This window comes from Phaeocystidibacter luteus (assembly GCF_008933115.1).
GTDB lineage: Bacteria > Bacteroidota > Bacteroidia > Flavobacteriales > Schleiferiaceae > Phaeocystidibacter > Phaeocystidibacter luteus.
Genome location: NZ_WBVO01000001.1, coordinates 792,528 through 819,322 on the forward strand (window position 1 = coordinate 792,528; position 26,795 = coordinate 819,322).

Annotated in this window: 19 protein-coding genes; 15 read left to right on the forward strand and 4 right to left on the reverse strand. The window is 46.9% G+C overall.

Annotated elements, in window-relative coordinates; all coding sequences use genetic code 11:
• The first annotated feature begins 1 nt into the window (after nucleotide 1).
• From F8C67_RS03660 to F8C67_RS03705, 10 genes are all read left to right on the forward strand, one after another.
• Nucleotides 2-952, forward strand: coding sequence for a transketolase family protein (locus F8C67_RS03660; protein ID WP_151666434.1), 951 nt, complete (start codon nucleotides 2-4; stop codon nucleotides 950-952).
• Between the two features lie 679 nt (nucleotides 953-1,631).
• Nucleotides 1,632-2,195, forward strand: coding sequence for an RNA polymerase sigma factor (locus F8C67_RS03665; protein WP_151666435.1), 564 nt, complete (start codon nucleotides 1,632-1,634; stop codon nucleotides 2,193-2,195).
• Nucleotides 2,192-2,575, forward strand: a complete 384-nt coding sequence (locus F8C67_RS03670; RefSeq protein ID WP_151666436.1) for a hypothetical protein — start codon at nucleotides 2,192-2,194, stop codon at nucleotides 2,573-2,575. The genes F8C67_RS03665 and F8C67_RS03670 overlap by 4 nt, the downstream gene beginning before the upstream one ends.
• On the forward strand, nucleotides 2,575-3,051 hold the full coding sequence (locus F8C67_RS03675) for a periplasmic heavy metal sensor (RefSeq protein WP_151666437.1): 477 nt from the start codon (nucleotides 2,575-2,577) through the stop codon (nucleotides 3,049-3,051). The genes F8C67_RS03670 and F8C67_RS03675 overlap by 1 nt, the downstream gene beginning before the upstream one ends.
• Nucleotides 3,052-3,081: 30 nt before the next feature.
• A complete protein-coding gene (locus tag F8C67_RS03680; RefSeq protein ID WP_223277506.1) occupies nucleotides 3,082-4,260 on the forward strand; it encodes an aspartate aminotransferase family protein in 1,179 nt (392 codons plus the stop codon).
• A 51-nt stretch (nucleotides 4,261-4,311) separates the two neighbouring features.
• A complete protein-coding gene (locus tag F8C67_RS03685; protein ID WP_151666439.1) occupies nucleotides 4,312-5,214 on the forward strand; it encodes a DUF1295 domain-containing protein in 903 nt (300 codons plus the stop codon).
• Complete coding sequence (locus F8C67_RS03690) at nucleotides 5,211-5,729, forward strand: EXPERA domain-containing protein (RefSeq protein WP_151666440.1); 519 nt, start codon at nucleotides 5,211-5,213, stop codon at nucleotides 5,727-5,729. The genes F8C67_RS03685 and F8C67_RS03690 overlap by 4 nt, the downstream gene beginning before the upstream one ends.
• A 108-nt stretch (nucleotides 5,730-5,837) precedes the next feature.
• On the forward strand, nucleotides 5,838-6,785 hold the full coding sequence (locus F8C67_RS03695; protein ID WP_151666441.1) for a hypothetical protein: 948 nt from the start codon (nucleotides 5,838-5,840) through the stop codon (nucleotides 6,783-6,785).
• A gap of 74 nt (nucleotides 6,786-6,859) precedes the next feature.
• Nucleotides 6,860-7,084, forward strand: a complete 225-nt coding sequence (locus F8C67_RS03700) for a DUF6095 family protein (RefSeq protein WP_151666442.1) — start codon at nucleotides 6,860-6,862, stop codon at nucleotides 7,082-7,084.
• Nucleotides 7,085-7,169: 85 nt separating this feature from the next.
• Nucleotides 7,170-8,045 (forward strand): DUF3575 domain-containing protein, encoded by an 876-nt coding sequence (locus tag F8C67_RS03705; RefSeq protein ID WP_151666443.1) that lies wholly within the window; start codon nucleotides 7,170-7,172, stop codon nucleotides 8,043-8,045.
• Between the two features lie 72 nt (nucleotides 8,046-8,117).
• Here F8C67_RS03705 and F8C67_RS03710 read toward each other — a convergent pair whose 3' ends face one another.
• The 4 genes from F8C67_RS03710 to F8C67_RS14275 form a co-directional block, all read right to left on the reverse strand.
• Nucleotides 8,118-10,382, reverse strand: coding sequence for an aconitate hydratase (locus F8C67_RS03710; RefSeq protein WP_151666444.1), 2,265 nt, complete (start codon nucleotides 10,380-10,382; stop codon nucleotides 8,118-8,120).
• Nucleotides 10,383-10,538: 156 nt separating this feature from the next.
• Nucleotides 10,539-11,375, reverse strand: a complete 837-nt coding sequence (locus F8C67_RS03715) for a hypothetical protein (RefSeq protein WP_151666445.1) — start codon at nucleotides 11,373-11,375, stop codon at nucleotides 10,539-10,541.
• Nucleotides 11,376-11,417: 42 nt separating this feature from the next.
• Entirely contained in the window at nucleotides 11,418-13,904 is a 2,487-nt protein-coding gene (locus F8C67_RS03720) for an alkaline phosphatase family protein (RefSeq protein ID WP_151666446.1), read from the reverse strand.
• Nucleotides 13,891-14,028 carry a hypothetical protein gene (locus F8C67_RS14275; protein ID WP_170266348.1) on the reverse strand — a complete coding sequence of 46 codons (138 nt, stop codon included), beginning with the start codon at nucleotides 14,026-14,028 and terminating at the stop codon, nucleotides 13,891-13,893. The genes F8C67_RS03720 and F8C67_RS14275 overlap by 14 nt, the downstream gene beginning before the upstream one ends.
• Nucleotides 14,029-14,191: 163 nt before the next feature.
• Between F8C67_RS14275 and F8C67_RS03725 the strand changes: the two genes are divergently transcribed.
• The 5 genes from F8C67_RS03725 to F8C67_RS03745 all read left to right on the forward strand — a co-directional run bounded on the left by F8C67_RS03725 (nucleotide 14,192) and on the right by F8C67_RS03745 (nucleotide 26,726).
• Nucleotides 14,192-14,575: an SRPBCC domain-containing protein gene (locus F8C67_RS03725; RefSeq protein WP_151666447.1), complete on the forward strand. Its 384-nt coding sequence runs from the start codon at nucleotides 14,192-14,194 to the stop codon at nucleotides 14,573-14,575.
• A 9-nt stretch (nucleotides 14,576-14,584) separates the two neighbouring features.
• Nucleotides 14,585-15,112, forward strand: coding sequence for a M23 family metallopeptidase (locus F8C67_RS03730; protein WP_223277501.1), 528 nt, complete (start codon nucleotides 14,585-14,587; stop codon nucleotides 15,110-15,112).
• 61 nt (nucleotides 15,113-15,173) lie between these two features.
• Nucleotides 15,174-17,039: a sensor histidine kinase gene (locus F8C67_RS03735; RefSeq protein ID WP_170266349.1), complete on the forward strand. Its 1,866-nt coding sequence runs from the start codon at nucleotides 15,174-15,176 to the stop codon at nucleotides 17,037-17,039.
• Nucleotides 17,032-17,727, forward strand: coding sequence for a LytR/AlgR family response regulator transcription factor (locus tag F8C67_RS03740; protein ID WP_151666449.1), 696 nt, complete (start codon nucleotides 17,032-17,034; stop codon nucleotides 17,725-17,727). Before F8C67_RS03735 ends, F8C67_RS03740 begins: the two co-directional genes overlap by 8 nt.
• 284 nt (nucleotides 17,728-18,011) lie before the next feature.
• Nucleotides 18,012-26,726, forward strand: a complete 8,715-nt coding sequence (locus F8C67_RS03745) for an FG-GAP-like repeat-containing protein (RefSeq protein ID WP_170266350.1) — start codon at nucleotides 18,012-18,014, stop codon at nucleotides 26,724-26,726.
• Nucleotides 26,727-26,795 lie beyond the last annotated feature (69 nt).

Genomic DNA, 26,795 nt, shown 5'->3' on the forward strand with positions numbered 1-26,795 from the left:
GATGAAATACACAGACAGCGGTAGCAAGGACACAAGATCAGGTTTCGGAGCAGGATTACACGAGCTCGGAAAATCCAATCCAAATGTGGTAGCACTTTGTGCAGACCTTACTGGTTCGTTGAAAATGGATGCCTTCAAGAACGATTTTCCTGATCGTTTTTTCCAGACTGGCATTGCCGAAGCGAACATGATGGGAATCGCCGCGGGTATGACCATCGGTGGTAAAATTCCATTCACGGGAACGTTTGCAAACTTCAGCACAGGTCGTGTTTACGATCAGATTCGTCAGTCAATTGCCTACAGTGGCAAGAACGTGAAGATTTGTGCTTCTCACGCTGGTCTCACACTTGGGGAAGACGGCGCGACACACCAAATTTTGGAAGATATTGGTCTCATGAAAATGCTTCCGGGCATGACCGTTATCTCTCCATGCGACTACAACCAGACAAAAGCTGCAACTATTGCGATTGCTGACTATGACGGTCCTGTCTACCTACGTTTCGGTCGTCCGAAAGTTGCCAACTTCACCGATCCCAATGAGAAGTTTGAAATCGGAAAAGCTCAGCTTCTTCAAGAAGGGAAAGATGTTACCATTATTGCAAACGGACACCTCGTTTGGAAGGCACTTCAGGCTGCAGATCAACTCGAGGCTAAGGGCATCAGTGCAGAAGTGATTAACATTCACACAATCAAGCCACTAGACGACGCGGCCATTTTGAAGTCTGTACGCAAGACGGGATGTGTTGTTACAGCAGAAGAGCACCAAATGAATGGTGGCCTTGGAGACTCTGTTGCCCAATTGTTGGCGACTTCTACTCCGACTCCACAAGAATTTGTTGCGGTAAACGACAGCTTCGGAGAATCTGGAACGCCGGATCAACTACTTGAAAAGTACGGTTTGAACGAAGCGAGTATCATTGCTGCTGCAGAAAAGGTGATGGGTAGAAGATAAGGATCCGCCTATCGGCGGAAAGGATGCCTCCCTCCGGTCGGCAAAGGAATCCGCCTACCGGCGGATAAGGATCGCGCTCCGCTGCCGCGTAGGCGAAAGGTCGACGCCTGCGGCGGTCGAAAGGTGCCTCCCTGCGGTCGGCAAGGGATCGCTCCGACCTTCGGCGGAGGATAAGGCGCCTGCCTTCGGCATGCACAAGGCGTCCTTCGGCCGCAAGGATTGTCGCCTACGGCGATCAATAAGTCCTCGTTCCTCGGCAAGTTAGGCCTAGCCATTAGACTTAAGATTTAGCCTCGGGTTTAACTTGAATCCAAGTACCACGGGGCTTTAGCCCGTGGTACCAAAAAGGTTTCCTCCGAATGCCACGTGGCTTTAGCCCGTGGTATCGGTAAGGCCCATCCAATTGCCACAGGGCTTCAGCCCGTGGCCTCTTAGCCTTAGCTATTCTGTCCAACTCCCGAATCAGCTTCCCCTCTCGGGATTCCTCCTTTCAGTCGGAACCTCTAGCTGTCTAACTCCCGAATCGGCTTCGCCTCTCGGGATTCCTCCTTTCAGTCGGAACCTCCAATCATCCAACTCCCGAATCAGCTTCCCCCCTCTCGGGATTCCTCCTTCCAGTCGGAACCTCCAAATCTCTTCCTACCTTTAAACCTTTACCCCTTCACAGCATCACACTGCCGTGCACAACGAAGACCGCATCTGGCTAGCCTACAATGCTGGAGATTATCGCAAAGCGTTTGAAGCGCTTGTTGATATTCAGCAAGGCCAACTCCTGCGCATAATTCTAAGAATTGTAGGAGATGAAGATGAGGCCATGGATGTACTTCAGGATACCTTCATCAAGATTTGGAAGAATCTGGCTTCATTCAAAGGTGGAAGCAAATGGAGTACGTGGACCTATCGAATAGCGAGCAATGAAGCATTGATGCACCTGAGGAAGAAAAAGAAGTTCCTGACCACATCCGACCCTATTGTTACCGAACAGCTTACGGCCGGTTCATTTTTCGATGGGGATGATGCTTTGGCAGCTCTTTACTCCGCATTGGATAAGCTACCAGCCAAGCAGAGGTTGGTATTTCAGATGAAGTATTTCGACGATCTGCCCTACGCGGAAATCGCACAAATAACAAATACGAGTGTTGGAGCTCTTAAGGCCAGCTATCACCATGCCGTCAAAAAGATTGAGGCTGAAGTTTCAAATTTTAAACCTGGAGGTCATTCCGACATCAAAGAAGTGTCATGAAAAAGAACGACGGACTAAATATTTCAGAGCAATTCCTGCTTGAGAATGCCAAAAAACTCAAAGGGATACCAGATACCCCGGTTAAAGGAAGAGTTATTCCTCTGCGCCTCGGTTTCACTTTCGGTGCTGTAGCTGCAGCTTTAGCCGCTGTACTTGTATTCCGACTCCAGCCTTCAGAGAACACGGACCTCTTTGCCGATGTAACTTCCGAAGAAGTTTACCAATATTATGATTCCGGACTTATCGATGTTGAAACCGATTTGCTCATGGAGTATACTTCGGTGGACGATTTTACGGTAGAAATAGACCCGAATGAAGAGGAGCTCGACTTGCTACTTGACGACCTCAATGACGAAGAACTATATAATATCTTGAACTGATGAAATCATTACTACTTACATGTTTCGCGTTCTTGGCTTTTAGCTACACCGCTTTCGCACAGCCACAGGGACGTGGTGAACGCCTCGAAGCGTTAAGAACGGCATACATCACCCAAGAGGTAAATCTCACAAGCGCGGAGGCCGAGAAGTTTTGGCCCATACACAATGAAATGAGCGAAGAACTCAAAGAAACCAGAGAGGAAAGACATCAGCTCTTGAGAAGATATAGATCCTCCTCTTCCATTGAAAATGCGGATAGCGACGATCTCAAAGAAATGATGGAACGCTTCTTCGAACTTGAAGCCGAGGAACTTGCCATTCGCAAAAAATACCACACACGGTTCCTAGAAGTGCTCAGCGCCCAAAAAGTAGCGCTAATTTACAGAGCAGAAGAAGAGTTTAAGCGAGAGCTACTCCGCAGAGTTGGCCGAGAAGGAGGTCGTGAAGGAGGTCGTTCCGAAGGCCGCAGAGAGTAACCTCTTTTGTACCTTCGCCGCATGGCGAGCATCAAACAACTCTTTTTTGCCAATCTGGCGCAAACCACAGATTTTCCACTTGCTCTCGAAATGGAGAGAGCTGAAGGTGTCCACATTTGGGATACTAATGGAAAAGCATACATCGACTTAATCAGCGGCATTTCGGTGAGCAACATCGGCCACCGCCATCCTAAGGTTGTAGATGCCATCAAAGGCCAGGTAGACAAGTACATGCACCTCCTCGTCTACGGAGAGTTCATCCAAAGTCCACAGGTGCTTTTAGCCAACGAATTGTCGCAGGCACTTGGCTCGAATCTCGATAATTTATTCCTCGTAAACAGCGGCTCCGAGGCCATTGAGGGCGCCATGAAATTGGCGAAACGCTACACTGGAAGACGAGAATTTATAGCTTTCGACAAGGCCTACCACGGCAGTACGCAAGGTGCGTTGAGCATCATTGGTGATGAAGAATTTCGCAGAGGCTATCGTCCATTATTACCAGGTATTCGCCACATCCAATTCAACGACACTGCTGAATTCCAACACATTACAGAAAACACCGCGGCCGTCATCGTCGAAACCGTGCAAGGCGAAGCAGGATATATTCCCCCTCACGCTGGCTATCTGAAAGCCCTGCGGGAAAAGTGTGATGAAGTGGGCGCACTTCTCATTCTAGACGAAATCCAAGCGGGCTTTGGCCGAACCGGAAGCTTGTTCGCTTTTCATACTGAAGACATTCACCCTGACATTGTTACGCTCGCTAAGGGTATGGGTGGAGGAATGCCGATTGGGGCCTTTGCTAGCCGAAAGGAGATTATGGATAGCCTTAAGGAGAATCCCATTCTCGGGCATATTACAACCTTCGGCGGCCATCCCGTATCGGCCGCTGCTGCCCTAGCCTCACTGCAGGTGATTCAAGAAGAGGAGCTTTGGAAACGTCCACTCGAAGGCGAAAAGCTCTTCCGAGAATTGCTCGTTCACCCTCTCATCACGGAAGTTCGCGGTAGAGGATTTATGCTTGCGGTTCAACTCGACACATTCGAACGCGTTCAAAAAGTAATTGAATACTGCCTTGAGCATGGCGTGATCACTGACTGGTTCTTATTCAACGACACCTCACTAAGGTTGTCTCCACCGTTGATTATTACAGACGATGAAATTCGAAGGGCATGTGAGGTGATTGTGGAAGGAATTGACCGGACGGTTTAAGAAAGGGTATTAAGTGCCTGAGCTTTCCTATCTTTCTCCAAACGACCACACATGGGGAAGAGATTTATTGGATTGCTCACCGTTCTATTCTGGTACATACTTGCACCATATTCTTTCATTCAGTTATTCAACTGGCCTCAAAACCCTGTATTCAGGGTATTGACGATGTTGGAACTCCCCCTCCCTCCTATTTACAATATCATCTTCTATGCGACACTATGGATGACTGTCGTCATCTTCATCGCTTCTATACTTGCACGTAACTCAAGTATGTATGATGCGTATTGGAGCGTGGCTCCTTTGTACTTTGTCCTTGTGCTCCCACTCCTTAACTCGGGATACGAACTGCATTGGAATGAAATTCTCATCACGTTTGTGATTGTAGCGTGGTCTGTGCGACTCACAGGAAACTGGATCTACACGTGGCCAGGTTTACATCATCAAGATTGGAGGTATACAGCACTAAGAGAAAAGTCAAAGTGGGCATATCCACTAGTCAACTTCTTTGGCATTCATCTCTTCCCCACTCTTATGGTTTTCATTGCGTTCATCCCCGCCATTTATGTGTTTAATAATGCTTCGTACCACGTGGGATGGTTAACCATTCTAGCAACTGTAGTGGGTTTAGCTGCGGTCCTGCTACAAGGCACAGCCGACTATCAAATGCACCAATTCAGAAGGCGACGTTCTGGTGGGGTGAATAAAAGTGGATTGTGGAAGTACTCTCGGCATCCAAACTATCTCGGTGAAATACTACTGTGGGTTTCCGTCTACTTATTCGGCTTGGATGCTGGAATGCCTTTCTGGCCAGGGATCCTTTGTCCACTTTCTATGGTATTGATGTTCGTTTTCATCAGTATTCCAATGATGGAGAAACGTCAAGCTCACAAACCTGGCTGGCAAGAATATGTTGCAAATACAGGAATGCTCCTCCCTAAAAGATTCTCAAAATGAAACGACTTCCAAAACCACTGAGACAGCGCAAGGGCGATTGGTTCTTCATCATCGCATTTACCTTCTTCACAATCACATCGATTGTCACAGATTCTGTCAACGGCCTTAATGGTCAGCTTGACCCAGAGAGCAGTTACGCGGTAGAGCGATTCATCTATACAAACTACGCCGCGAAGGCAGATCCGCTCCTCATTGTGAACCCACCTCAGGTAAGAGTGAGCGCATGGATCTCGGCGTTTATTTGGCTGCCGCTCTACATCTTCTTTGTACTTGGTTTCGTCAAAGGTTGGAACAGCATTCGAGTACCGGGACTAATTTATGGCGGTGCGCTTACACACGGAATGATTACGTACATGTCCGAAGGGATGTTCGGTTGGTGGGCAACAGAGGGCTGGAGTCAATTGCCACTCGTGCAACAGCCGGACACCATGTACTACTTCTTCACGAACTTGCCCTACTTACTCGTACCCTTCTTGATGATCATAAGAATGTGGAAACCAAACCCTTTCAACTAGAAATAGCATTCTGGCACGTTTTTAGAATCTCTCTAAACCAGTTTTTCGTTATTTTTATGTGGTGGGAGCGACCACACCCACTTGCAACTAACCTAACATTTAATAGTGATGAGAGTACAACGCTACTTGAACTGGCTGGTTATAGCCATTGTATTACCCACACTGAGTTTCGCCACTCCTATGATCAACTTTACGTTGGCGAACAACTCTGAGTACACGTTTATGAACGTTTACATTTCAGATTCTGATTCTGAAGATTGGGGCAATGACCGACTTGGGTCGAAATTGCTCAACCCGGGTGAAGAGATTTCATTCCTGATTTCTGCAGGAACCTATGATTTGAAGATTGTTGATGAGGATGGAGATATCTGCACCCAAATGGGGCTGAGACTTTCAGGTGACGTCGTTCTCAACTACAGCAACGATGAATGGTTAAACTGTTTGTTCCCTGATGAAGGCTCTAGCACCACCACCTCATCGAGCAGCTCAAGTTCAGCAAACCTCACTTTTTACAATGAAAGTGGATGGGATATCAGATACATTTACGCCTCTTCAACCTCCAGCGACACTTGGGGAACCGACCACTTGGGAAGCGATATCCTGGAAACAGGTTCGAGCTTTTCGTTCTCATTACCTGTCGGCGAGTACGACTTCAAATTTATTGATGAAGATGGAGACGAGTGCATCCTAGAGGATATCCAAATATCAGGAAGCCAAACAGTATCTATCACAAGAGAAGAATGGCTAGACTGCCTTTTCCCAGATGAGTCTACTAGTGCAGTTCATCAAGTGACCTTAGTGAACAACAGTGGTTGGGACATCACGTATGTATATGCTTCGCTTAGCTCGGATACGAATTGGGGAAGCGATCACCTCGGTAGTAATATTCTAGCCGATGGAAACCGACTTACATTGACACTCCCAGCCGGTAACTACGATTTTAAAATGATCGATGAAGATGGTGATGAGTGTATTATGAGCAGTATGCCAGTATTCTCGAATGAGACATATTATCTCTCCGAAGAGCGTTGGCTCGATTGCCTTTATGGCGAATAACACATTGCGAAAGGGTTTTCAAAATAAAATTGGAAACCCTTTCTTTCTTCATTCAATTCGCTGAATTTTGTCCTATGCCTACGGATAAAGCTAAATTGATGAAAGGCCTGAATATTCTGGCCATCTCCTTTCCATTCTACTTCTTTGGACCTGCCTTCTATTATTGGAAGGGCGCTCCCGAAATGCGCGAGGGCAATTGGATATGGGCTGCAGCGGCCATCATCCTCATGTTCGTAGCAATCGCCTTCACCGTTCGTGCTTTGGCCATCATCCTTGATGCCTTTTTCGATAAGCACTGAAAACCCGCCGTTTACTAATTCTTTGGTGAGTTAACATTTTGGTTAAATTCTTGATGTACATTCGTATATCATTAAACCAATACTTATGAAACTCTCAAAACTCCTTTTTGCAGTAATGGCCCTTTCTCTGGGCTATTTTGCACAGGCACAAGACCTTATCGAATTTCGAAACGGTGACCTCATCGAAGGAACTGTTCACGAAATTGGAGTACACGAAGTGACGTATTCAGAAACTGGCGATGATCTTCGTATCACCGTAGATAAGTCTGAAATCGTTCGTATCGACATGGAAAATGGTCGAATGTACAAGTTCGAGAGCGATCCTCTTGAATTCCGCACAGTTCCTTACCAGGAGCAGTATAGCAGAGGAATCAAGGTTGGAATGTTCACCCCTGTAATGGGTAGCTTCCGCGTAGAGTACGAGCAGAACTTAAGACCGGGACGATCGATTATGGCCTCGGCAAACATCATTGGACTTGGCCTGAATCCTTACGAGTCTAACCAAGCAGGTCTTGGTTTGAACTTCGGCTATAAGTTCATGACTAGCCCTTCTTATTATCTCGAGCGCCAGAAGCGTGCACACCGAATGATGGGATCATACCTCATGCTAGAAGCGGCTACTTCATTCTATGGTGTAGACGAGATGGTGGGTTATTACGACAATAACGGGTTTTACCAGTACCAAGACGTTCGCACTTCCAACTTCGCAGGTGCACTTATCGTAAGTTACGGTAAGCAGTACGTTTTCGGTGAAAGAATCTTGCTAGACTACAGCATCGGTGCTGGGTACGGATTCAGAACTTCTTCCGTAAGCGATGATGAGTTTAAGAACAATCAGGACGTAATTGATTACGTCGACGATTTTGATGCCTTTCCTTCAACAACCTACAACTTCCTGCATTTCGGAAATGAGGTGCCAATTGTGATTAAAGCACGATTGAGCATTGGCTTCATGTTCTGATGGCGACCGAATCACTAGAGCAAAAAAAATCCCAGCCTCGCGGCTGGGATTTTCTTTTTATAAACCTTTCAATTATGCGTTCTGCTGCTTGATAAGGTTGAGTGCAGAACCAGCCTTGAACCAGCCAATCTGCTGCTCGTTGTATGTGTGATTTACTTTCACTTGATCACTTGATCCGTCTGCGTGAACGAACTCTAGCGTAAGCTGACGATCCGGAGCGAATGCTTCCAAATCTAGGAAGTTGATGGTATCGTCTTCCTGAATCTTGTCGTAGTCAGATTCATTGTCAAAAGTCAAAGCCAACATTCCTTGCTTCTTCAAGTTTGTTTCGTGAATACGCGCAAAGCTCTTCACTAGGATGGCACGAACACCGAGGTGGCGTGGCTGCATTGCAGCGTGCTCACGGGAAGAACCCTCTCCGTAGTTATGGTCACCAACCACGATAGTTGGGATTCCGGCAGCTTTGTATTCACGTTGTACCGCAGGAACTTCACCGTAAGTGCCGTTCAATTGGTTTTTCACCTTGTTGGTTTCGCTGTTGTAAGCGTTCACCGCTCCAGTTAGTGTGTTGTTAGCGATGTTATCGAGGTGACCTCTGTAACGCAACCACGGACCTGCCATTGAGATATGGTCGGTCGTACACTTGCCTGCCGCTTTGATGAGCAACTTGGCACCAGATATATTCTTTCCGTCCCAAGGCGAGAATGGATCGAGAAGCTGAAGTCTCTCAGATCCTTCTTTTACAACAACTTCAACACTGCTACCATCTTTCGCTGGTGCTTGATATCCGTTGTCCTCTACTGCGTAGCCTTTCTCTGGATTCTCGATTCCGCTTGGCTCGTCGAGTTTCACCTGCTCACCACTTTCTGTTGTAAGCGTATCTGTAAGCGGGTTGAAGTCCAATGTTCCGGCAATCGCCATGGCGGTCACCAATTCAGGTGAACCTACGAAGGCGTGCGTGTTCGGGTTACCATCGGCACGCTTTGCGAAGTTTCTGTTGAAGCTGTGAACGATTGTATTCTTCTCGGCTTTCTCAGCTCCTGCTCTCGCCCACTGACCAATGCATGGACCGCAAGCATTTGCAAATACTTTTCCGCCAATTTCCTCAAAGTCATGAAGGATTCCGTCGCGCTCAGCAGTAAAGCGTACCTGCTCAGAACCTGGAGTTACGGTAAACTCGCTCTTTACTTTGATGCCTTTCTCTTTCGCCTGAGTAGCTACTGAAGCGGCACGTGTAAGGTCTTCATACGAAGAGTTCGTACAAGAACCGATTAGTCCAACTTCGATATCTAGTGGCCATCCATTTTCGCGAGCAACATCTCCCAACTTAGAGATTGGAGTAGCGATATCTGGAGAGAATGGACCGTTCAAATGCGGCTCCAACTCAGAAAGATTGATTTCGATTACTTGATCGAAGTATTGCTCAGGGTTCGAGTAAACTTCGTCGTCACCTGTAAGATGCTCACGCACGCCGTTCGCCAAATCAGCGACATCGTTACGATCTGTTGAACGCAAGTAGCGCTCCATCGAGTCATCATAACCGAAAGTAGAAGTAGTAGCACCTACCTCAGCTCCCATGTTACAGATGGTTCCTTTACCAGTACAGCTAAGTGATTTAGCACCTTCGCCGAAATATTCGATGATCGCTCCGGTACCACCTTTCACGGTGAGGATACCAGCCACCTTAAGAATTACGTCTTTTGCGGAAGTCCATCCACTCATCTTACCTGTGAGCTTAACACCGATAAGCTTTGGCTGACGAAGCTCCCATGGCATTCCAGCCATTACATCAACAGCATCTGCTCCACCTACTCCGATGGCAACCATGCCCAAACCACCAGCATTTACAGTGTGGCTATCGGTACCAATCATCATTCCACCTGGGAATGCATAGTTCTCTAGCACTACTTGGTGAATGATACCAGCTCCTGGCTTCCAAAATCCAATTCCATACTTGTTTGAAACAGATGAAAGGAAGTTGAATACCTCGTTGTTCTTATTCATTGACTCTTGAAGGTCCTTATCAGCACCTACACGAGCTTGAATCAAGTGGTCGCAGTGTACAGTAGATGGTACGGCTGCTTTATCACGACCAGCCTGCATGAACTGGAGCAAAGCCATCTGTGCTGTAGCATCTTGCATTGCTACGCGGTCTGGAGCGAATTCAACGTAAGACTTTCCTCTTTCGAAAGCTTCAGTTGCCTTGCCATCCCAAAGGTGGGAATACAAAATCTTCTCAGCCAAAGTCATTGGACGTCCCAAGACCTTGCGGGCTGCTTCTACTCTAGCTGGCAAATCAGCATAGTAGTCGCGTATCATGTCAAGATCAAATACCATGTGGTTTTGTTTACGTTAGTCGTGATTCTAAGGGTCGCGAAGATAGCGAATACAAGCGCCTTAAGCAAGTGTAAAGGCCTGCTTTCAAGGGCTGTTCAAGGATTCACAATCTCAGCGATTGGATTTGTCGGGATAACAGTCTGTGAGAGGCTTTGTTTAATCCTCCAAAAGAAGAATCTTCTTGGTGTGACGCACTCCACGGTACGTGAACTCCACCAATATTGCCTGATTGCGAAGTTCACTCACAGAAAGCTCTTGGTACGTATCTACCCAAGTATCAGTCAACATCTCCCTTCCATCCATAGACAGAACTCTAAGTTCGATGGCACCGTACGACTCAGGCTTTTCTAAGTAAAGCGTGGTTCCACTCTGGCCTACGGTGAGATCTTCAAGCATTCTCTCAACAATAGAAATAGTAGGCTCGGCCGCCAACATACCTTCGTTCCCAGTAGAGTTGTAAGCGAAGTCTTTCACAATAAAACTTCGGTTATCCGCTGCGATATCCAAACGAACCCACCCAAAGTGGAATCCTGTGTTCTTAAAGATTCTCAGACCGAGATAGCCATTGTTTACAGGCCCCTTCCAATTCGAATTTGGATACGGTGTTCCATTGTATTGAAAAACCAGGTAACCGCGCTGTTCGTCTGTATTGCCCTGCCATTCACTGCTCAGGCCAATGCTATCTCCAGGCACCAACCTGAAAGGATAGGAAAAACCGTTCTCCAACTCTCCCATTGTGCGGCCGTAAAGGCTGTCGAATGGAGTGACCATAATCGCGTCAATCAATCCTGTACTCCCCGTATCGAGGTACTGTTGAATACGGAAATCCGGAGAGCCGTCATTATCCATATCCAAATCGTAATACCCCTTGTGGGTATCGATGGTCGTATCGGCAATATCGGTATACACAATCTGGCCATTCGCAACTCCCGCCCCTAGTACGGTTGTAGCCAATGCTGTGTATTGTTGAAGTTTCTTGTTCTGATCTTTCATGGAGCACAAAGATGCGTCAAATTGATGGTACCTCCAACGGAGTTATAGACGAGAACGGTATAACGAAGGATCTACACTTTCAATCATTTTGGAAATGTCCAATTCTTCGCTCGAGACATCTGAAAGGAAACTGGCTATTCGAGATGCGACAGATTGCGGATTTTCTAGACAGTCATGGTACTCCACCAAGCAGATGGAAATGTTTCCCTGAGCCTCCATCTTCATCAATACTTCATTCTCTGTTTGCTCTAACGCGAGCGCTTTTGCAAAGGGAAAGTACTTCTGAATATCCTTTCTAGTCTTGCCCAGCATCAACTCTTGAGAAATGACAACTTCTGAAGTAGGCCTTTTCATCCAAATTATTCTGTATTGACGATTACCGGGAAGTTGCTCGAGTTGAGGGGTAACTACCTTGACAGCCTTCCCGTTCGTTTCACTCAGCCAACGGTTATCGATGTGTAGATGTGCCGCCTTTTCAGCTTCCAAATAACCTTTGGGATTATGCGTGTCCGGCTGCCTAGCCTCGTCTGAATAAACCTCTAATCCCCCCGCCTCTAGCATCTGCATCATCATGCTAGTCCCGGATCGCGGCATTCCTGAAACGATGACGGTGACAGGAACCCTCTGTAATCGAGCTTCCAAGTTGTTCGCTTCCCTATTCTTGTCTAGGGCTCTGAGTAAGCTGACCCATTCCACAATCGTAGGCAAGTCGTCGGGAACAAGTTGGTGATAGACTTGGTATCCAGCTTCCGAGGCTTTTAGCTCTCCCATTTGACGTGCTATTCTTGCGACCAACAGGTGCGCCTCCGGAGTAAAGTATCTCCTTCGAATTGCCTCTAATGCGAAGTCCAGTGAACGTTCTAGCTGATTTCGGTCGTATTCGATTTGGGCGAGAAGCAGCGAAGATTCTGGCCAACGCGAATATGTGTCATGAATTGGCAACAACCACTCTACCGCTTCATCAATTCTCCCAGCTTGTATAAGTGCCTTGCCGACAGATTGAAGAACTCCTGGAGACAAATCCACACTGTGCACCAATTTCTCAAAGTGCTCCAAAGCGCTGGAATGAAATCCATTTTGTAGGGCATGAAGACCTTGAAAATAGTCCATAGCCGGAGAAGGGAATTTTCCTTTTATCTCCGCCAATTCTGAATCGATATCGCTCGACTGTAACATCCAAATGATACCTAAGCGTTGGTAAGCAAATCTTGGGTCATTGGGAAAATCATGGCAAAGTGTTTCTGCCCGTTGCAGGGCGGTTTGAATATGTCCAGCATCCAACAGCGAGGTGATTTCGTGATAGCGCGAGTCGGCCTTCACCATCCTCAAAGCCTCCGCTCTATCTTCTGGAAGCTTCACATATCCAAGTTGATCTAAATCCTCGAGGAGACTATCGTCTGATCCACTTGTATGAACCGCATTTCGATTCGATCTCAAAATACGCTCGATAATTCGGGTCTCCTTCCACCAGTTAAGTGGCGTTCGGCCAGCCATACCTTCCGATGCAGGTAAACCAAAAAGATGAAGAATTGCTGGACAAATATCCAGAAGGCTATGGCCGTAAACCGTTTGTGATTTCCAGTTCGGGCCAGCGCCAATAAGCACACCATAGGGGTGATGTTCTTGAGCTGGACCTCCAGGTAGATCTGGAATCTTTCGCTGCCGTTCTTCTTCATGTGCAAAGCCGTGATCTGATACGAGCAGCACGTGGCAATTATCCCCTGCCAGCGAGAGCAATCGATCTAACATCATGTCGTGAAACCTATACCCCGCCTCGACGATTGCATGATACTTTTGGTAATCGCCATCTGACACACCATCAGCCTTCGGTGGATGGTATTCCATGGCCAGATGCTTGAAGTGGTCGATAGCATCATAATACACCGCAGTAACATCCCACTCTTCCCTTTCCATGGCCTCTGTGGCTGCCGCGTGGGTGGATGCGGTTTGAGCGACAATCTTTGCCACTCCGGATAAGATTGGGTCCGAACCGTCAATCTCCTTTGCATCAGGAAAAAAGGGCGCCAATATGCGTGCTGTCATTTCCTGAACATGTACTCTAAGTTCGGCGTAGTTTTCCGTCTGGCTTTTTGGAAATACTGCTTCTGAATCGAGAGGTGAAAGGGTGTCATCTGGAGAATGGTTGAAAAAGTTTGAAACCATCACGGCCCCAGTATCCTCTGCGGGGTGCGATGGCCACCAACCAATCACATTCGATTTGATGTCATTCTCCTTTAAGATTTCCCAAAATGCCAACTTCGTTCTTGAAGAACCTCTTACTGCGCGTACACCGCCTACTCCATCCGGTTCAACGAAGTTCAAAATTCCGTGGTCATGCGGACGATATCCAGTAGCTATGGACGTCCAGAGCAAAGGCGAAAGCATAGGTTGAATGGAGGCAAGCTTTCCTCGAAAACCGCGGGAAATTAACGCGGCTGTCGATGGCATTTTGCCATTTGCCAAAAGTGGATTTAAAACCGACCAATCTGCGGCATCCCAGCCAATGACGAGGAGTTTAGGCTTTTTCATCCTTCTGATTATCAGATTGATTTTGCTTGGCCTTTCGCCACGCTCGAACGCCAACAGCTCCAAGCGCTAATATGGCCAATGAACCTTCGGCGGGTACTTCGTAATGGAGACTCTCCTCTTTCATATCACACAAAGATAGACACTGACTCATGGTCTTCCAGCTTTATTTCTATTTGGTTAAGCGCATGATAATTCTTCATGAAATCAATGATTAAAATCCTACTAACATCATCGGGTTAAATCCAGAAGTTGTTACTTTTGAGATACCAACTAAAAACCCCCTCTCCATGCACTTCACACTGAAAGCCAAATTTCAGGCATCTCCCTCATCCTTATACAATGCTTGGTTATCGAGTTCCGAACACACTAAAATGACTGGCGGAGAGGCAGTTATAGGACAGAAGGTTGGTGACAAATTCACAGCTTGGGACGGTTATATTACGGGCACGAATCTAGAGCTTAAGCCTTTCAACAAGATTGTTCAATCGTGGAGAACATCCGACTTCGATCAGAGCGACGAAGATTCATTATTGGAGCTCGAATTTGAGGAGCAAGCCGGTGGAACAACACTTATACTCAAGCATTCAAATCTCTCAAAAGAAGGCGAGCGTTACATTCAAGGTTGGGAAGAAAATTACTTTGAGCCCATGGCGTTGTACTTTGGCAGGTAATCTTTCTTCATGAAATTCAGCTTTAAGAAATTTCGAAAAAGACTTCTTTGGACCATCCTCACTGTTCTAGTGATGGGATATCTCCTTCCCGAAAAAGTGACGATGCCCGTGCAAGGCGCCACTAGAGCAGATTACAACTCGGAATCGTTTTGGTATTACCCGTGGGGAAGGAGCGGAACGCATAAAGGGGTAGATATATTCGCCAGTACTGGAACACCTATTCACTCTTCCACATCCGGAGTTGTGGTGTATCAAGGCGAGGTGTCAAGAGGCGGAAAAGCTGTCCTTATTCTCGGTCCAAAGTGGCGATTGCATTACTACGCTCACCTCGACCAAATCACATGCGAACGATTTGACCTCGTAAGCGATGAAACTCCAATAGGAACCGTAGGCACGTCGGGCAATGCTGCGGGCGAAGCACCTCATCTGCACTACTCCATCTTTACGCCTATTCCATATCCATGGAGAATCGATGCCGCCCCTCAAGGCTGGAAGAAGATGTTCTACCTCGATCCAATTAAAAAACTTGAGGAGTAAAATTTTCACGATTCGTTCAAAAAAGTTGAATTGAATTGGTTTCATGAGTTATCTTTCTAGTGTGAGAAAACCTACCCTACTGACAATTCTCTCCTTATTGTTATCCTTCGCTAGCTTCGGTCAACCTGAGATTGAAGAGCGTAGGCTGTTGGTGCATAAGAATGCCCGGGACTTTACTTCTTGCGATAGCAGTGATGCCTGGCTTGACTTATATTCTTGTGCACTTGCGAACTACTTGGTAGGTGACTATTCTGAGTCATTCCGATACGTAAAGCTGACTTTCGATAAGAATCCTCCGGAGGACGAAATCGGCTACTTACTCTTGTTGAATGCGCGTGTACTTCGTGCAAGAGCTGAGGATGCAAGAGCCGTACTATCTCTTGATTCCGCCTTAAGTGTCTTTTCCAAAATCGAGAATGAGTCTGGAGTATACATGACACTCATTGATTTGGCCGAGCACTATAGAGGAAATGAATCTTGGATGGAAGCTACTGAGTACATCAAGCAGCTTCAGGTTTATCAGGTCAACCATCAGGTTCCAGACGAATATGTTTCAAGATTCTATCATAGAAAGGCTGCGATTTGGACCGAACTATGGGATGATGATTCGACCGAAACAGTGAAGGCGGATTTGATGAAGAGCTTCGAATACGCCGAAAGAGCGAACACACCGTGGCAGAAAGCTTGGGCACTTTTAGATTACGGCTACATCCTACACCTCGCTCTCGAAGATGGGTCGATGGATTACTTCCAACAATCTGCATCACTGCTAGATTCTTTAGGCTATACGAGAGATTACATCAACGCGGAAATTAACATTGCCAGGGCGCTGATTATTCAGAAAGATTTTGATGCGTGCTCTGAGCGACTCAACCATGTAATTGAGACAGCAAAGGAACGAGGTTGGAATATAATTCTTGCGGACGCCTATTCCAGTCTGGCCCAGATGTACGAGCTACAGGGCAAATACAAGGAGGCGTATGCTGCCTACAGAGAATACCACGAATATCGCTTGGCCTTCGTTCGACAGATTTTTGACGATAAGCATGCGGAGACCATGGCTCGACTAGGGACTCAATCTGCCAGGAACGAACTAATGGCCACGGCCAATGCCAAAACAGCGGTTGAGAAGAACTACGAGGCAGAAAAGTCTAAGAACAAGCTTTATGTAGTGCTCTTCATTGTGAGTATAATTGGTTTGTCCTTCATCACATGGTTCTATTGGCGCACAAAAAGTCTGAACCGAACATTGGCCCAACAGAAAGATCTCACCGCAGAAGCCAACAAAAATCTGGAACATGCGCTTGACCAGAAAGACATCATCTATAGAGAGCTTCATCACCGAGTAAAGAACAATCTGGCCAACCTCAGCGGACTGATCTATTTACAGGAGCGCTCGCTATCGTCTGCCGAAGCAAAAAGGGCGTTGCACGACACACGCAACCGAATTCAAGCCATGTCGGCCATCCACAAGGGCCTCTATCAAACGGATGACATCATTCAAATTGATTTACAGTCGTACTTAGAAGAGCTTACCCCAAGCTTGATGACCATGTACACGGAACATACTGATAATGTGACGTGGACCATTCAGTGCGAAGGAATCATTGTTGAAATAGATAAGGCCGTTCCGCTGGCCATGATCATAAACGAAATGCTGACCAATTCACTTAAATATGCCTTCGACGAGGATAGAGAGGGTATTATTGAAGTAAAAGGAAAGGTGATAAATGAAAATACTTGGGAAATAACCGTCAGTGACGACGGCCCTGGTCTGCCGGAAGAGGTAGACCTAAAGAACAATACCACGTTGGGTATGAAACTAATTCATGTGTTGAGTGAAGACCTGGGCATTCAACTTGAATACAATAACAATGAATCTCTTTCCACATTTACTCTGAAATATAGTACTGAGAACAATGGCTGAAAACCTGCGCATCCTCGTTGTAGAAGACGAGAGAATTTTGGCTGAAACGATTATTGGTATGGTGGAAGACCTGGGTCACCATGTGGTCGCCTCTGCGAGTAGCATTGCGAAAGCAGAAGAATGCATCTATAGAGGTGGGTTCGACTTGGCCATACTAGATATCAACCTCAAACATGGGGATGAAGGAATCAAACTGGGGAAGATTCTCTACGAGAAACAAATCCCCTTCTTCTTCCTGACCTCCTATTCCGACAAACGAACCCTGAGCTTGGCTAAGGCTGTCCGTCCCGGATCATACGTCGTAAAGCCTTTCACTGAAAAGGACTTATACGTGGCCATCGAAATGACCGCGGAAAATATCGATGACGAACAGTCCTCTGTTGTCGTTCGAAAAGGAAACACGCACGTCCGTATTAACACTGACGACATAGAGTTTTTAAAGGCAGAGAATATCTACACTGAGATTCATACCCGCGAGAAAGTATGGCTTAAGCGTAGCTCCCTGAAAGACCTCATTGATGAAATGGAGGAAATGAGGTTCGTACAAACCCATCGCTCCTTTGCGGTGAACATTGAGAAGGTAACGGGCTGGTCCTCACATACTATACATATTAACGAAAAGGAAATTCCTGTATCGCGCAGATTGTGGGACGACATCAAAATAACGCTGGAATCGAAGTTTAGTTAGGAATTTAACGTTGTAAGTTAATTCCTACCGTTCGCAACATTTTTCAGACCGTTCGCAACACATTTTCCAAATCACATTATCGAGAAGGTAGTTTTACTATACCAAAAGTCACGAGTCAATTCGGATTGAGGTCAAACTAACCTAACCTATCCCATTCCGCCAGGCGCTTTTGCGTCTGGTGGTTTTTTGACAATTGACTGGAGGTATGAGACTTATTTCTTTTTAGAAACCTAACCTTCTTGTTTATGTGTCATTTCTATCCTTCTCTGAAGAGGATATTGACAATGGTCACTGTGACCCTATTGTCGGTTTTCTCGCTCGACGGATACGCCCAACGCACGGGAGGAACCCCAGATGCTGGGGCTTTCGCGTTTGGAGTACCCGCACCGATAGCACAATGTATTGCAGTAACCGTCCCGGCGGACGCGAACTGTCAAGCATTCGTATCGCCACAAGCCATCAATGATAATTCGTATGCCAGTGGCACTACAGTTTCGTTGAGCATGTCGCCTTCGGGACCGTTCCCTATCGGAACACACACCGTAACATTGACCGTTGCGCGTGATGATCGTCCTGACATGACGGCATCCTGTACTACTACCATTACGGTGACCGACCAAACGGGTCCGGCTATCACACCTGTAAATCCGACCATTGCACTTGATGCGAATGGTCAGGCTAGTATTACAGCTTCGGATGTTACATCGAGTATCATTGACAATTGCGATCCGAATCCGACAACAACCCTCTCGAAAACGACTTTCGATTGCACGGATCTCGCGAACAACATTGGAAATGCACAGCCAGGTTCAATTTCTGGTACGCTAACCGCAGATAACCTCTTTGAATGGTACATCTCTACAGATGACAACGTTCAAGGAACGCTGGTTGGCACTGGAAGCAACTGGACTGTAGTGTACAACTACATGGAAAACCTTCCTGCTGGTCAGACCTATTACATACACGTAAAGGCAACCGACGTTGGTGGTCCGGAGTTCTTCTGTGGTAAATTCAACCTTACAGGAGGATTTGTATTTGCGAACGGCACACAATCTTTGAATACCAATGCAGCCGAGTGGAAAGTTAGTACCACCGGATGGAACAACTACACGACTCCATACTTTGTGGGGAACGTTGGTTTCCAACCATGGGGCTTCACCATCAGCTCACTTTCGCCTGCACAACTCATTTGGGAAGGAAACTGGAATACTGTAGGTGGCGAAACTCGCTACTTCTCTGCGCCAATTTATCCAGTTATTCCTGGCACAAACGTAACTATCACTTCTACAGATAATGTTGGGAACCAAACGGTATTCACAGCAAACGTTATTCTAGAAGACAACATTGACCCAATTGCCGTTGCCAACAGCCTAACTCTTAGCCTAGACAACACCGGTAACGCAACAATCACAGCGGCAGACATCGATGGTGGAAGCACAGACAACTGTGGAATTCACAGCATGTCAATCGACAGAACTTCGTTCTCATGTGCTGATGCTGGTCAATCTTTCCCAGTAACGCTTACCGTTTCCGATATCAGTGGTAATACGTCTACTGCATCTGCAACAGTTACGGTTTCTTCACTCCCTACTATTGTAGCTGTGCCAGACATCTTCAACAATGTCAATTCTGGCCAGCCATTTACTTTCAACGCGTCTAGCCTCTTGGCAAACGACTCTGATCCTCTTGGACAAAACCTTCAAGTAGATGCGGTCATCAATCCAAGCGCGGGTACAATCGTAGATAACTTCGACGGAACGTACACCTTTAACGCTCCAAGCGGAGGTGCCCAAACCGTTACTGCGGATTACATTGTAAAGCGTGATGACGGTACTATCCTATTCACTGACAACGGACACTTCTATGAGTTTGTGAGCGCTCCTGGTATCACGTGGAGTTCAGCGAAATCACAAGCTGAAGGAAGATACTATAATGGTATGCAAGGATACCTAGTAACGGTTACCTCTGCCTCTGAGGATGCCTTCGTTCAGCAAAAGCTTCAAGGCGAAGGCTGGATTGGTGCTTCCGACGAAGAAACAGAACTTACCTGGAAATGGGTTACTGGTCCTGAAGCTGGAACGGTTTTCTGGAATCAGGCTACTCAAACCCCAGTTAATGGTCAGTACGCGAACTGGTCACAAGGTGAGCCGAACGACTTTAAGTACGGAAACCCATTCCACCCTGGTGAAGATTGGGGCCACTACTACTCAAATGGAGTTTGGAATGACTTCCCGAATTCGGCAGGTTCAATTGCAGGGTACATCGTTGAATACGGTGGCATGCCTGGCGATTGCACACCAAATTCAACCGCACAAGCTGGTATCACATTCAATGTAATTGATGCTACTCCTCCAACTGTTGTTACGCAGAACATCACAGTAAATCTTGATGCAAATGGACAAGTTTCTATTCTTCCTTCTGACGTAGACAACGGTTCTTCTGATCCAAGCGGAATTGCTAGTCTTTCACTAGATGTTTCTAGCTTTGATTGCAGCAACCTTGGCACTAACACAGTTACACTTACTGTAACTGATAACAATGGTCAATCGGCAACAGGGACGGCAATCGTTTCAGTAACTGATCTTATTGCTCCAACTGCAGCAGTAAACAACTTTACGGTTCAGCTCGATGTAACGGGTACTGCTACAATTAGCGTGAGCGACATTGACGCTGGTTCATCAGATAACTGCGCGATTGTTTCTAGCTCATTGAGCCGTACTACATTTAATTGTAATGACGGAGGTAACGTTGTTCCGGTAACCCTTACAGTGCTAGACGCTTCTGGAAACATAGGTTCAGCCATTGCCAACGTGACCGTACAGGATGTACAACCTGTTACTGCGAATGCCGATGTATTCAATGTTAACACAGGTCAATCACTTGTTATTTCAGAAGCCGACTTGATCGCGAATGATGTAGACCCATACGGTCAAGTGCTTCAAGTTGATGCCGTTTCGAATCCGAGCTCAGGCACCATCGTGGATAACTTGAACGGAACTTGGACCTTCACACCGAATGGTACAAGTAATCAAACTGTGACTGCATCTTATACTGTAAAGCGCGATGACGGCACCATCGTTTTCGCAGACAACGGCCACTTCTACGAGTTCGTTTCTGCTCCAGGAATTACTTGGACAAATGCGAAGATTGCAGCAGAGCAACTCACTTACAACGGCATGCAAGGCTACCTTGTAACGGTAACCTCCGCAAACGAAAATGCTTTCGTAACTCAGAAGCTTCAAGGTCAAGGCTGGATGGGAGCAACCGATGCTGAAACAGAAGACCTATGGAAATGGGTAACTGGTCCAGAAGCTGGCACTGCATTCTTCCAGCGTTCATTGGTGTTCTCTGGTTTCAGTGCATTCTACACCTATACTCCACTTAACGGACTATATAACAACTGGGGTGGTTCAGAGCCAAACAACCTAGGCGGTGAGGATTATGCGCACTTCCTTACGAATGGATTCTGGAACGACTATCCAAACAGTGTGGGAGGTCTAATCTCAGGATACATTGTAGAATACGGAGGCATGCCTGGAGACTGCAACACAGCTTCTTCATCTAACGGTGCAATCACCATCAATGTGATTGATGCCACTCCGCCAACGGTTCTCACTCAGAATATCACCATCTCGTTGGATGCAAATGGAAATGCTTCTATCGTTCCGGCAGATGTTGATAACGGCACAAACGACGCGAGCGGCATCGCAAGCTTGTCACTTGACATCTCAAGCTTCAACTGCAGCAACGTAGGCGCGAATACCGTAACACTTACCGCAGTTGATAACAACGGAGTTTCTGCAAGTGGAACTGCTCAAGTAACAGTTACTGCTCCACTTCCAGTGTTGGCGTTTGATGCTAGCACAACGGTTTATCTAGACGGAAGTGGTTCTGCATCTGTAACGCCAGCAGACATCAATGCAAGCTATACATCTGTATGCGGCGGCAACGGCGTTGTTACCCTTTCTCAGTCAACCTTCGGTTGCAACGAGGTGGGCCAAAACACAGTTACAGTTTCTGCTGGAAGCTCAACAGGAATTCTTGTTGTAAATGTGGTTGACACACTTGCTCCAGTAATCGCAACGCAGAACATTACTGCATACCTTGATGCAAACGGTTCCGTTACTATCGCAGCTTCTGATGTGGATAACGGAACGGCTGACAACTGCCAGCTCGATGGCATCGAAATCAGTCAAGAAACATTCGACTGCAATGATCTTGGTGCGAACACAATCACTTTCACAGCATTTGACAATGGAGGTGGTCCTGCCGGAACATTCTCAAACAACATCGTTACATCTGCTCCTACTGGTCAGGGTACACGCTACTTCTCGGCTGACGTAGACGGTGACGGTGACATTGACATGTGCAACGGATGGCAAATCCTTCGCAACAACGGAACGGGACTCGCCTTTACTGCTCAAAACCTAGGAGGCTTTGGACAGCAAGGTGGTGCTTTCGCTGACTTTGACGGCGACGGTGACCTTGACGTTGTGACGCTTGGCAAGATCTTCCTAAACAACGGTAGTGGAGTATTCAGCTTCCACGATGACATTCAGTCGGCTTACCCTGAAGGTGGTCAAACCGGCGTGGGTGACTTCGATGAAGATGGCGATCTTGACATCGTTCAAGCACTGTACTACACGAACGGTAACCGCGTGTTGTTCAACGACGGAACTGGCAAGTTTGACGGTAGTGACCCTACTAAGCGCGTCGTATACCCTGCGTACTACAGTCAGAATGTTATTGTGGCTGACGTAAACAACGACAACCACCTTGACTTCTTGACTACAGGTTACAACATCACACTTTACTTGGGTGATGGTACAGGTCAGTTCACCATTACTTCATACCCTATGCCTGCCGGTAATGGCAGCAGCAGCATTGCTAAGGCGTTTGAAGATTACAATCAGGATGGACACCTTGACTTCATCACTACAAGTGGTGACGCCTACCTATGGGAAGGTGATGGAAATGGCAACTTCACTCAAACGACTACTTACACTAACCTTGATGACAACAACGGTACATCGATCGGCATGGGTACAAACCTCAGCGCTGACATGAACAGTGACGGTATCTTGGACCTCGTAATCGGTCGATTTGAGAAATTGAATATTGCCTACAGCAATGGCGACGGAACATTCTCTGTGGATGAGCAAATCCTTCCTGGAATGAACACTAGCTATGGATGGCAAGCAGGTACAGTTGCCGACTTTGACGGTGACGGATTCAACGACCTTGCACTCAATCCATTCAACTTCGGATGTTGTGGTTCGGCTTACATGTATCTACAGGATAAGTCAGACCCTAATACCTCTACCGCTAGCGTAACGGTTACAATTGCGGATACCATTTCTCCTAGCATCACTTTCGCTGGAGGAAACTTCAACCTTGATGCGAATCAAGCAGTGAACCTTTCACCAGCTGATTTGACAGGCAGCTTGAGTGACAACTGCGGAACTCCTACGGTTGCCATCATCGGTCGTACTTCTTACAATTGTGATGACCTCGGACAAACGTTTGCACTTACAATCGAAGCTACTGATGCTTCGGGGAACGTGACAACTGCATCTGGAACCATCACCATTACAGATGACAACAAGGTTTGTAACCAACCACCAGTGGCTATTTGCAACGCACAAAGTGTAGCTGCAGATCAGAACTGTGAAGCAGGCGTATTTGCACAAGCTTTCAACGGTGGTTCTTATGACCCAGATGGAGATCCAATTACTCAAACCATCACACCAGCGGGTCCATTCGGATTAGGCACTCACACTGTATTGTACACTGTAACCGACGACAAAGGTGAAAGCAGTTCTTGCACGACCACTATCACGGTAACAGACCAATCTGCTCCAGTTATTGCAACTCAAGACATCACCATTGCTCTTGACGCGAACGGACAAGCTTCAATCACTCCTAGCGATGTGGTTACTAGCTATTTCGACAACTGTAGCGCAGTGACCCTGTCACTTGACCAAACTCAGTTCGACTGTAACTCAGTTCCAGCTGTGAACGGTACAGGTGGTCCTGGTACACTTACAGGTACACTTACAGTAGATAACCTCTTTGAATTCTACATCTCAACAGACGACAACGTACAGGGTACATTCATTGGATCAGGTAGCAACTGGGCTATCCCATACACGTACTCTACGAACTTGGCGGCTGGACAGACCTACTACATCCACGTGAAGGCTACTGACGTTGGCGGACCAGAAATGTTCCTTGGCAACTTCAACCTCACTGGTGGATTCCAATTCGCAAACGGTACTCAAAACTTGGTGACCAACGCTGCAGATTGGCAGGTAAGTCCAACGGGATGGAACAACTACACAAATCCACTTTACCTAGGTAATATCGGATTTGGTCCTTGGGGCTTCGGCTTGTTCAGCATGTCTCCAGCTCAGTTCATCTGGCACGGGTCTTACGGAACAGCTGGAGGTGAAACGAAGTACTTCACTGCTCCAATCTACCCCACTGCTACCGGAGCTAACGTAACTGTAACTGCTACAGACGCGTATGGCAACCAAGCACAGCAGAGTGTGACGGTTAATGTTGTAGACAACATGGCTCCTACTGCGAGCGTGAACAACATCAACGTTGTACTTGACGCTAACGGAAACGCGAGCATCACTGCTTCAGACATCGACAATGGATCATCTGACAACTGCGGTATCACAAGCTATAGCCTTGACGTAAGCAGCTTCACATGTGCAGATGCAGGAACTTCGGTTCCGGTTACCATGACGGTTACTGACGCAAGTGGAAACAGTGCATCTGCCACTGCTCAAGTGAACGTAATTGACAACAGCGCACCAAATGCAATCGTAGCGAGCAACATCGTTGTGGCACTCGACGCTAATGGAGCTGGAAATCTTACTGTAGCAGACGTAGACGGTGGTTCTAACGACAACTGCTCTATCGCTTCCAGCAGTATCGATGTAACAAGCTTCTCTTGTGCCGATGTGGGTACTGTACCGGTTACATTGACTGTGGTTGATCCAAGTGGAAACACTTCAACTGCGGTTGCCCAGGTTCAAGTTGTAGACAACATCAATCCAACTGTAGTTCTTGCTAGCAACCTAACTGTAGTTCTTGATGCCAATGGCGCTGGTAGCATTACTGCTGCTGATGTCGACGGCGGATCAAGTGACAACTGTGCTATTGCAAGCACGAGCATTGATGTATCGAACTTCTCTTGTGCTGACGTAGGCGCTAACGCTGTAACGCTCACTGTTGTGGATGTTAACGGAAACAGCTCTTCTGCAACGGCTCAAGTAACGGTTATCGACAACACTGCTCCTACCGTAGTTCTAGCGAACAATATTGTAGTGGCTCTTGACGCTAACGGCGCAGGCAGCCTTACTGCAGGAGATGTTGATGCAGGATCATTTGACAACTGTGGAATCGCTTCTACGTCAATCGACGTAACAAGCTTCTCTTGTGCCGATGTAGGAACAGTGCCAGTAACGCTTACCGTTATTGACAACAATGGAAATATGTCTAGCGCTACTGCTCAAGTTCAGGTGGTTGACAACATCAACCCTACTGCTGTATTGGCAAGCAACATCGTTGTATCTCTTGATGCAAATGGTGCAGGTAGCTTAACAGTAGGAGATGTTGATGCGGGATCATTCGACAACTGTGCGGTAGCTTCTACTAGCATCGATGTTACAAGCTTCTCTTGTGCCGATGTGGGTACAGTGCCGGTTACGTTGACAGTAACAGATGTAAACGGAAACACTTCAACGGCTACGGCTCAAGTTCAAGTGGTTGACAACATCGCGCCTACTGCAATGTGTCAGGATATCGTTATCGATCTTCCTGAAGTTGGTAACGCAACTATCACGGCTAGCATGATCGACAATGGTAGCTTCGACAACTGTGGTATCGCTTCTATCAGCGTTTCTCCATCGAGTTTCGACTGTGCAACTGAAGGTGATAACACCGTAACACTTACCGTGACAGATGTGAACGGAAATGTGAGCACTTGCACTTCTACCGTAACTGTAGTTAAGTCTCCAATCGTTGTTACAGCGGTTCAATCTGATTACAACGGATTTGGTGTTAGCTGCACAGGTTCAAGCGACGGTGCAATTGACTTGACAGTTTCTGGAGCTTGTCAGCCATACAGCTTCAGCTGGAGCAATGGCTCAGCGACAGAGGACGTTAGTGGATTGAGCGTAGGTACATACACTGTTATTGTTACAGACGGAAACGGTGAAACGTACAGCTACAGCTACACAATCACCGAACCAACTCCGGTAGTTGCTTCTAAGTCTATGTTCCCTTACCAAATGGTTAGTGGTCAACTTGATAGCACCATCTTCCTAGGATATGGTCCACAGTCTACTACCCTTTCAGTGAACGCTGGAGGCGGTGTAGGAGGATACACTTACGCATGGTCACCTGCTACAGGATTGAATAGCACGAACGCTTCAAGCGTAGTTGCATCACCAATGCAGACAACGACGTACACATGTGTTATTACTGATGCGAACGGTTGTTCAGTTTCTAAGAGCATCACAGTGAATGTGATTGACGCTCGCGATCCTAACAACCCGAACAAAGTGGTTCTTTGTCACCTTCGTCGTAAGAAGACAAGATTGACATGGCACACAATCAGTGTAAGTGTTAACGCTGTACCAGCTCACTTAGGTCATGGAGACTACCTCGGACCATGTGATAACAATAGCACTAAGATTGAAATCGAAGATGAGCATGAGGCACATGCACTCCACGCCCACCTCTTCCCGAACCCAACCAATGCTACTTCAACTCTTTCTCTAGAGATTGAGGATACTGAAGAAGTTGCTATCAACCTCTTCGACGCACGAGGAGCATTGATTGAGAACATTCACCAAGGTGTACTTACTGGTGAATACGAGCATGAGTTTGAAATTTCTTCCAGCGGACTTGCTCCAGGTGTTTATAACGTAGTTATTCAAACAGCTGACGGCATGGAAGCACTCAGATGGGTGATTGTCCAATAGGTTTCTAGTTCTTTAACTACGAGCCCCCTCATTTCGCGCAGAAAGTGAGGGGGCTTTTTTTTGGATAAT

Excerpts from the sequence above, each read along its gene's own strand:
- F8C67_RS03660 (WP_151666434.1), top strand. The coding sequence starts at position 2 with ATGAAATACACAGACAGCGGTAGCAAGGACACAAGATCAGGTTTCGGA.
- F8C67_RS03670 (WP_151666436.1), top strand. The coding sequence starts at position 2,192 with ATGAAAAAGAACGACGGACTAAATATTTCAGAGCAATTCCTGCTTGAG.
- F8C67_RS03675 (WP_151666437.1), top strand. The coding sequence starts at position 2,575 with ATGAAATCATTACTACTTACATGTTTCGCGTTCTTGGCTTTTAGCTAC.
- F8C67_RS03685 (WP_151666439.1), top strand. The coding sequence starts at position 4,312 with ATGGGGAAGAGATTTATTGGATTGCTCACCGTTCTATTCTGGTACATA.
- F8C67_RS03690 (WP_151666440.1), top strand. The coding sequence starts at position 5,211 with ATGAAACGACTTCCAAAACCACTGAGACAGCGCAAGGGCGATTGGTTC.
- F8C67_RS03695 (WP_151666441.1), top strand. The coding sequence starts at position 5,838 with ATGAGAGTACAACGCTACTTGAACTGGCTGGTTATAGCCATTGTATTA.
- F8C67_RS03700 (WP_151666442.1), top strand. The coding sequence starts at position 6,860 with ATGCCTACGGATAAAGCTAAATTGATGAAAGGCCTGAATATTCTGGCC.
- F8C67_RS03705 (WP_151666443.1), top strand. The coding sequence starts at position 7,170 with ATGAAACTCTCAAAACTCCTTTTTGCAGTAATGGCCCTTTCTCTGGGC.
- F8C67_RS03710 (WP_151666444.1), bottom strand. The coding sequence starts at position 10,382 with ATGGTATTTGATCTTGACATGATACGCGACTACTATGCTGATTTGCCA.
- F8C67_RS03715 (WP_151666445.1), bottom strand. The coding sequence starts at position 11,375 with ATGAAAGATCAGAACAAGAAACTTCAACAATACACAGCATTGGCTACA.
- F8C67_RS03720 (WP_151666446.1), bottom strand. The coding sequence starts at position 13,904 with ATGAAAAAGCCTAAACTCCTCGTCATTGGCTGGGATGCCGCAGATTGG.
- F8C67_RS14275 (WP_170266348.1), bottom strand. The coding sequence starts at position 14,028 with ATGAAAGAGGAGAGTCTCCATTACGAAGTACCCGCCGAAGGTTCATTG.
- F8C67_RS03725 (WP_151666447.1), top strand. The coding sequence starts at position 14,192 with ATGCACTTCACACTGAAAGCCAAATTTCAGGCATCTCCCTCATCCTTA.
- F8C67_RS03730 (WP_223277501.1), top strand. The coding sequence starts at position 14,585 with ATGAAATTCAGCTTTAAGAAATTTCGAAAAAGACTTCTTTGGACCATC.
- F8C67_RS03740 (WP_151666449.1), top strand. The coding sequence starts at position 17,032 with ATGGCTGAAAACCTGCGCATCCTCGTTGTAGAAGACGAGAGAATTTTG.
- F8C67_RS03745 (WP_170266350.1), top strand. The coding sequence starts at position 18,012 with ATGGTCACTGTGACCCTATTGTCGGTTTTCTCGCTCGACGGATACGCC.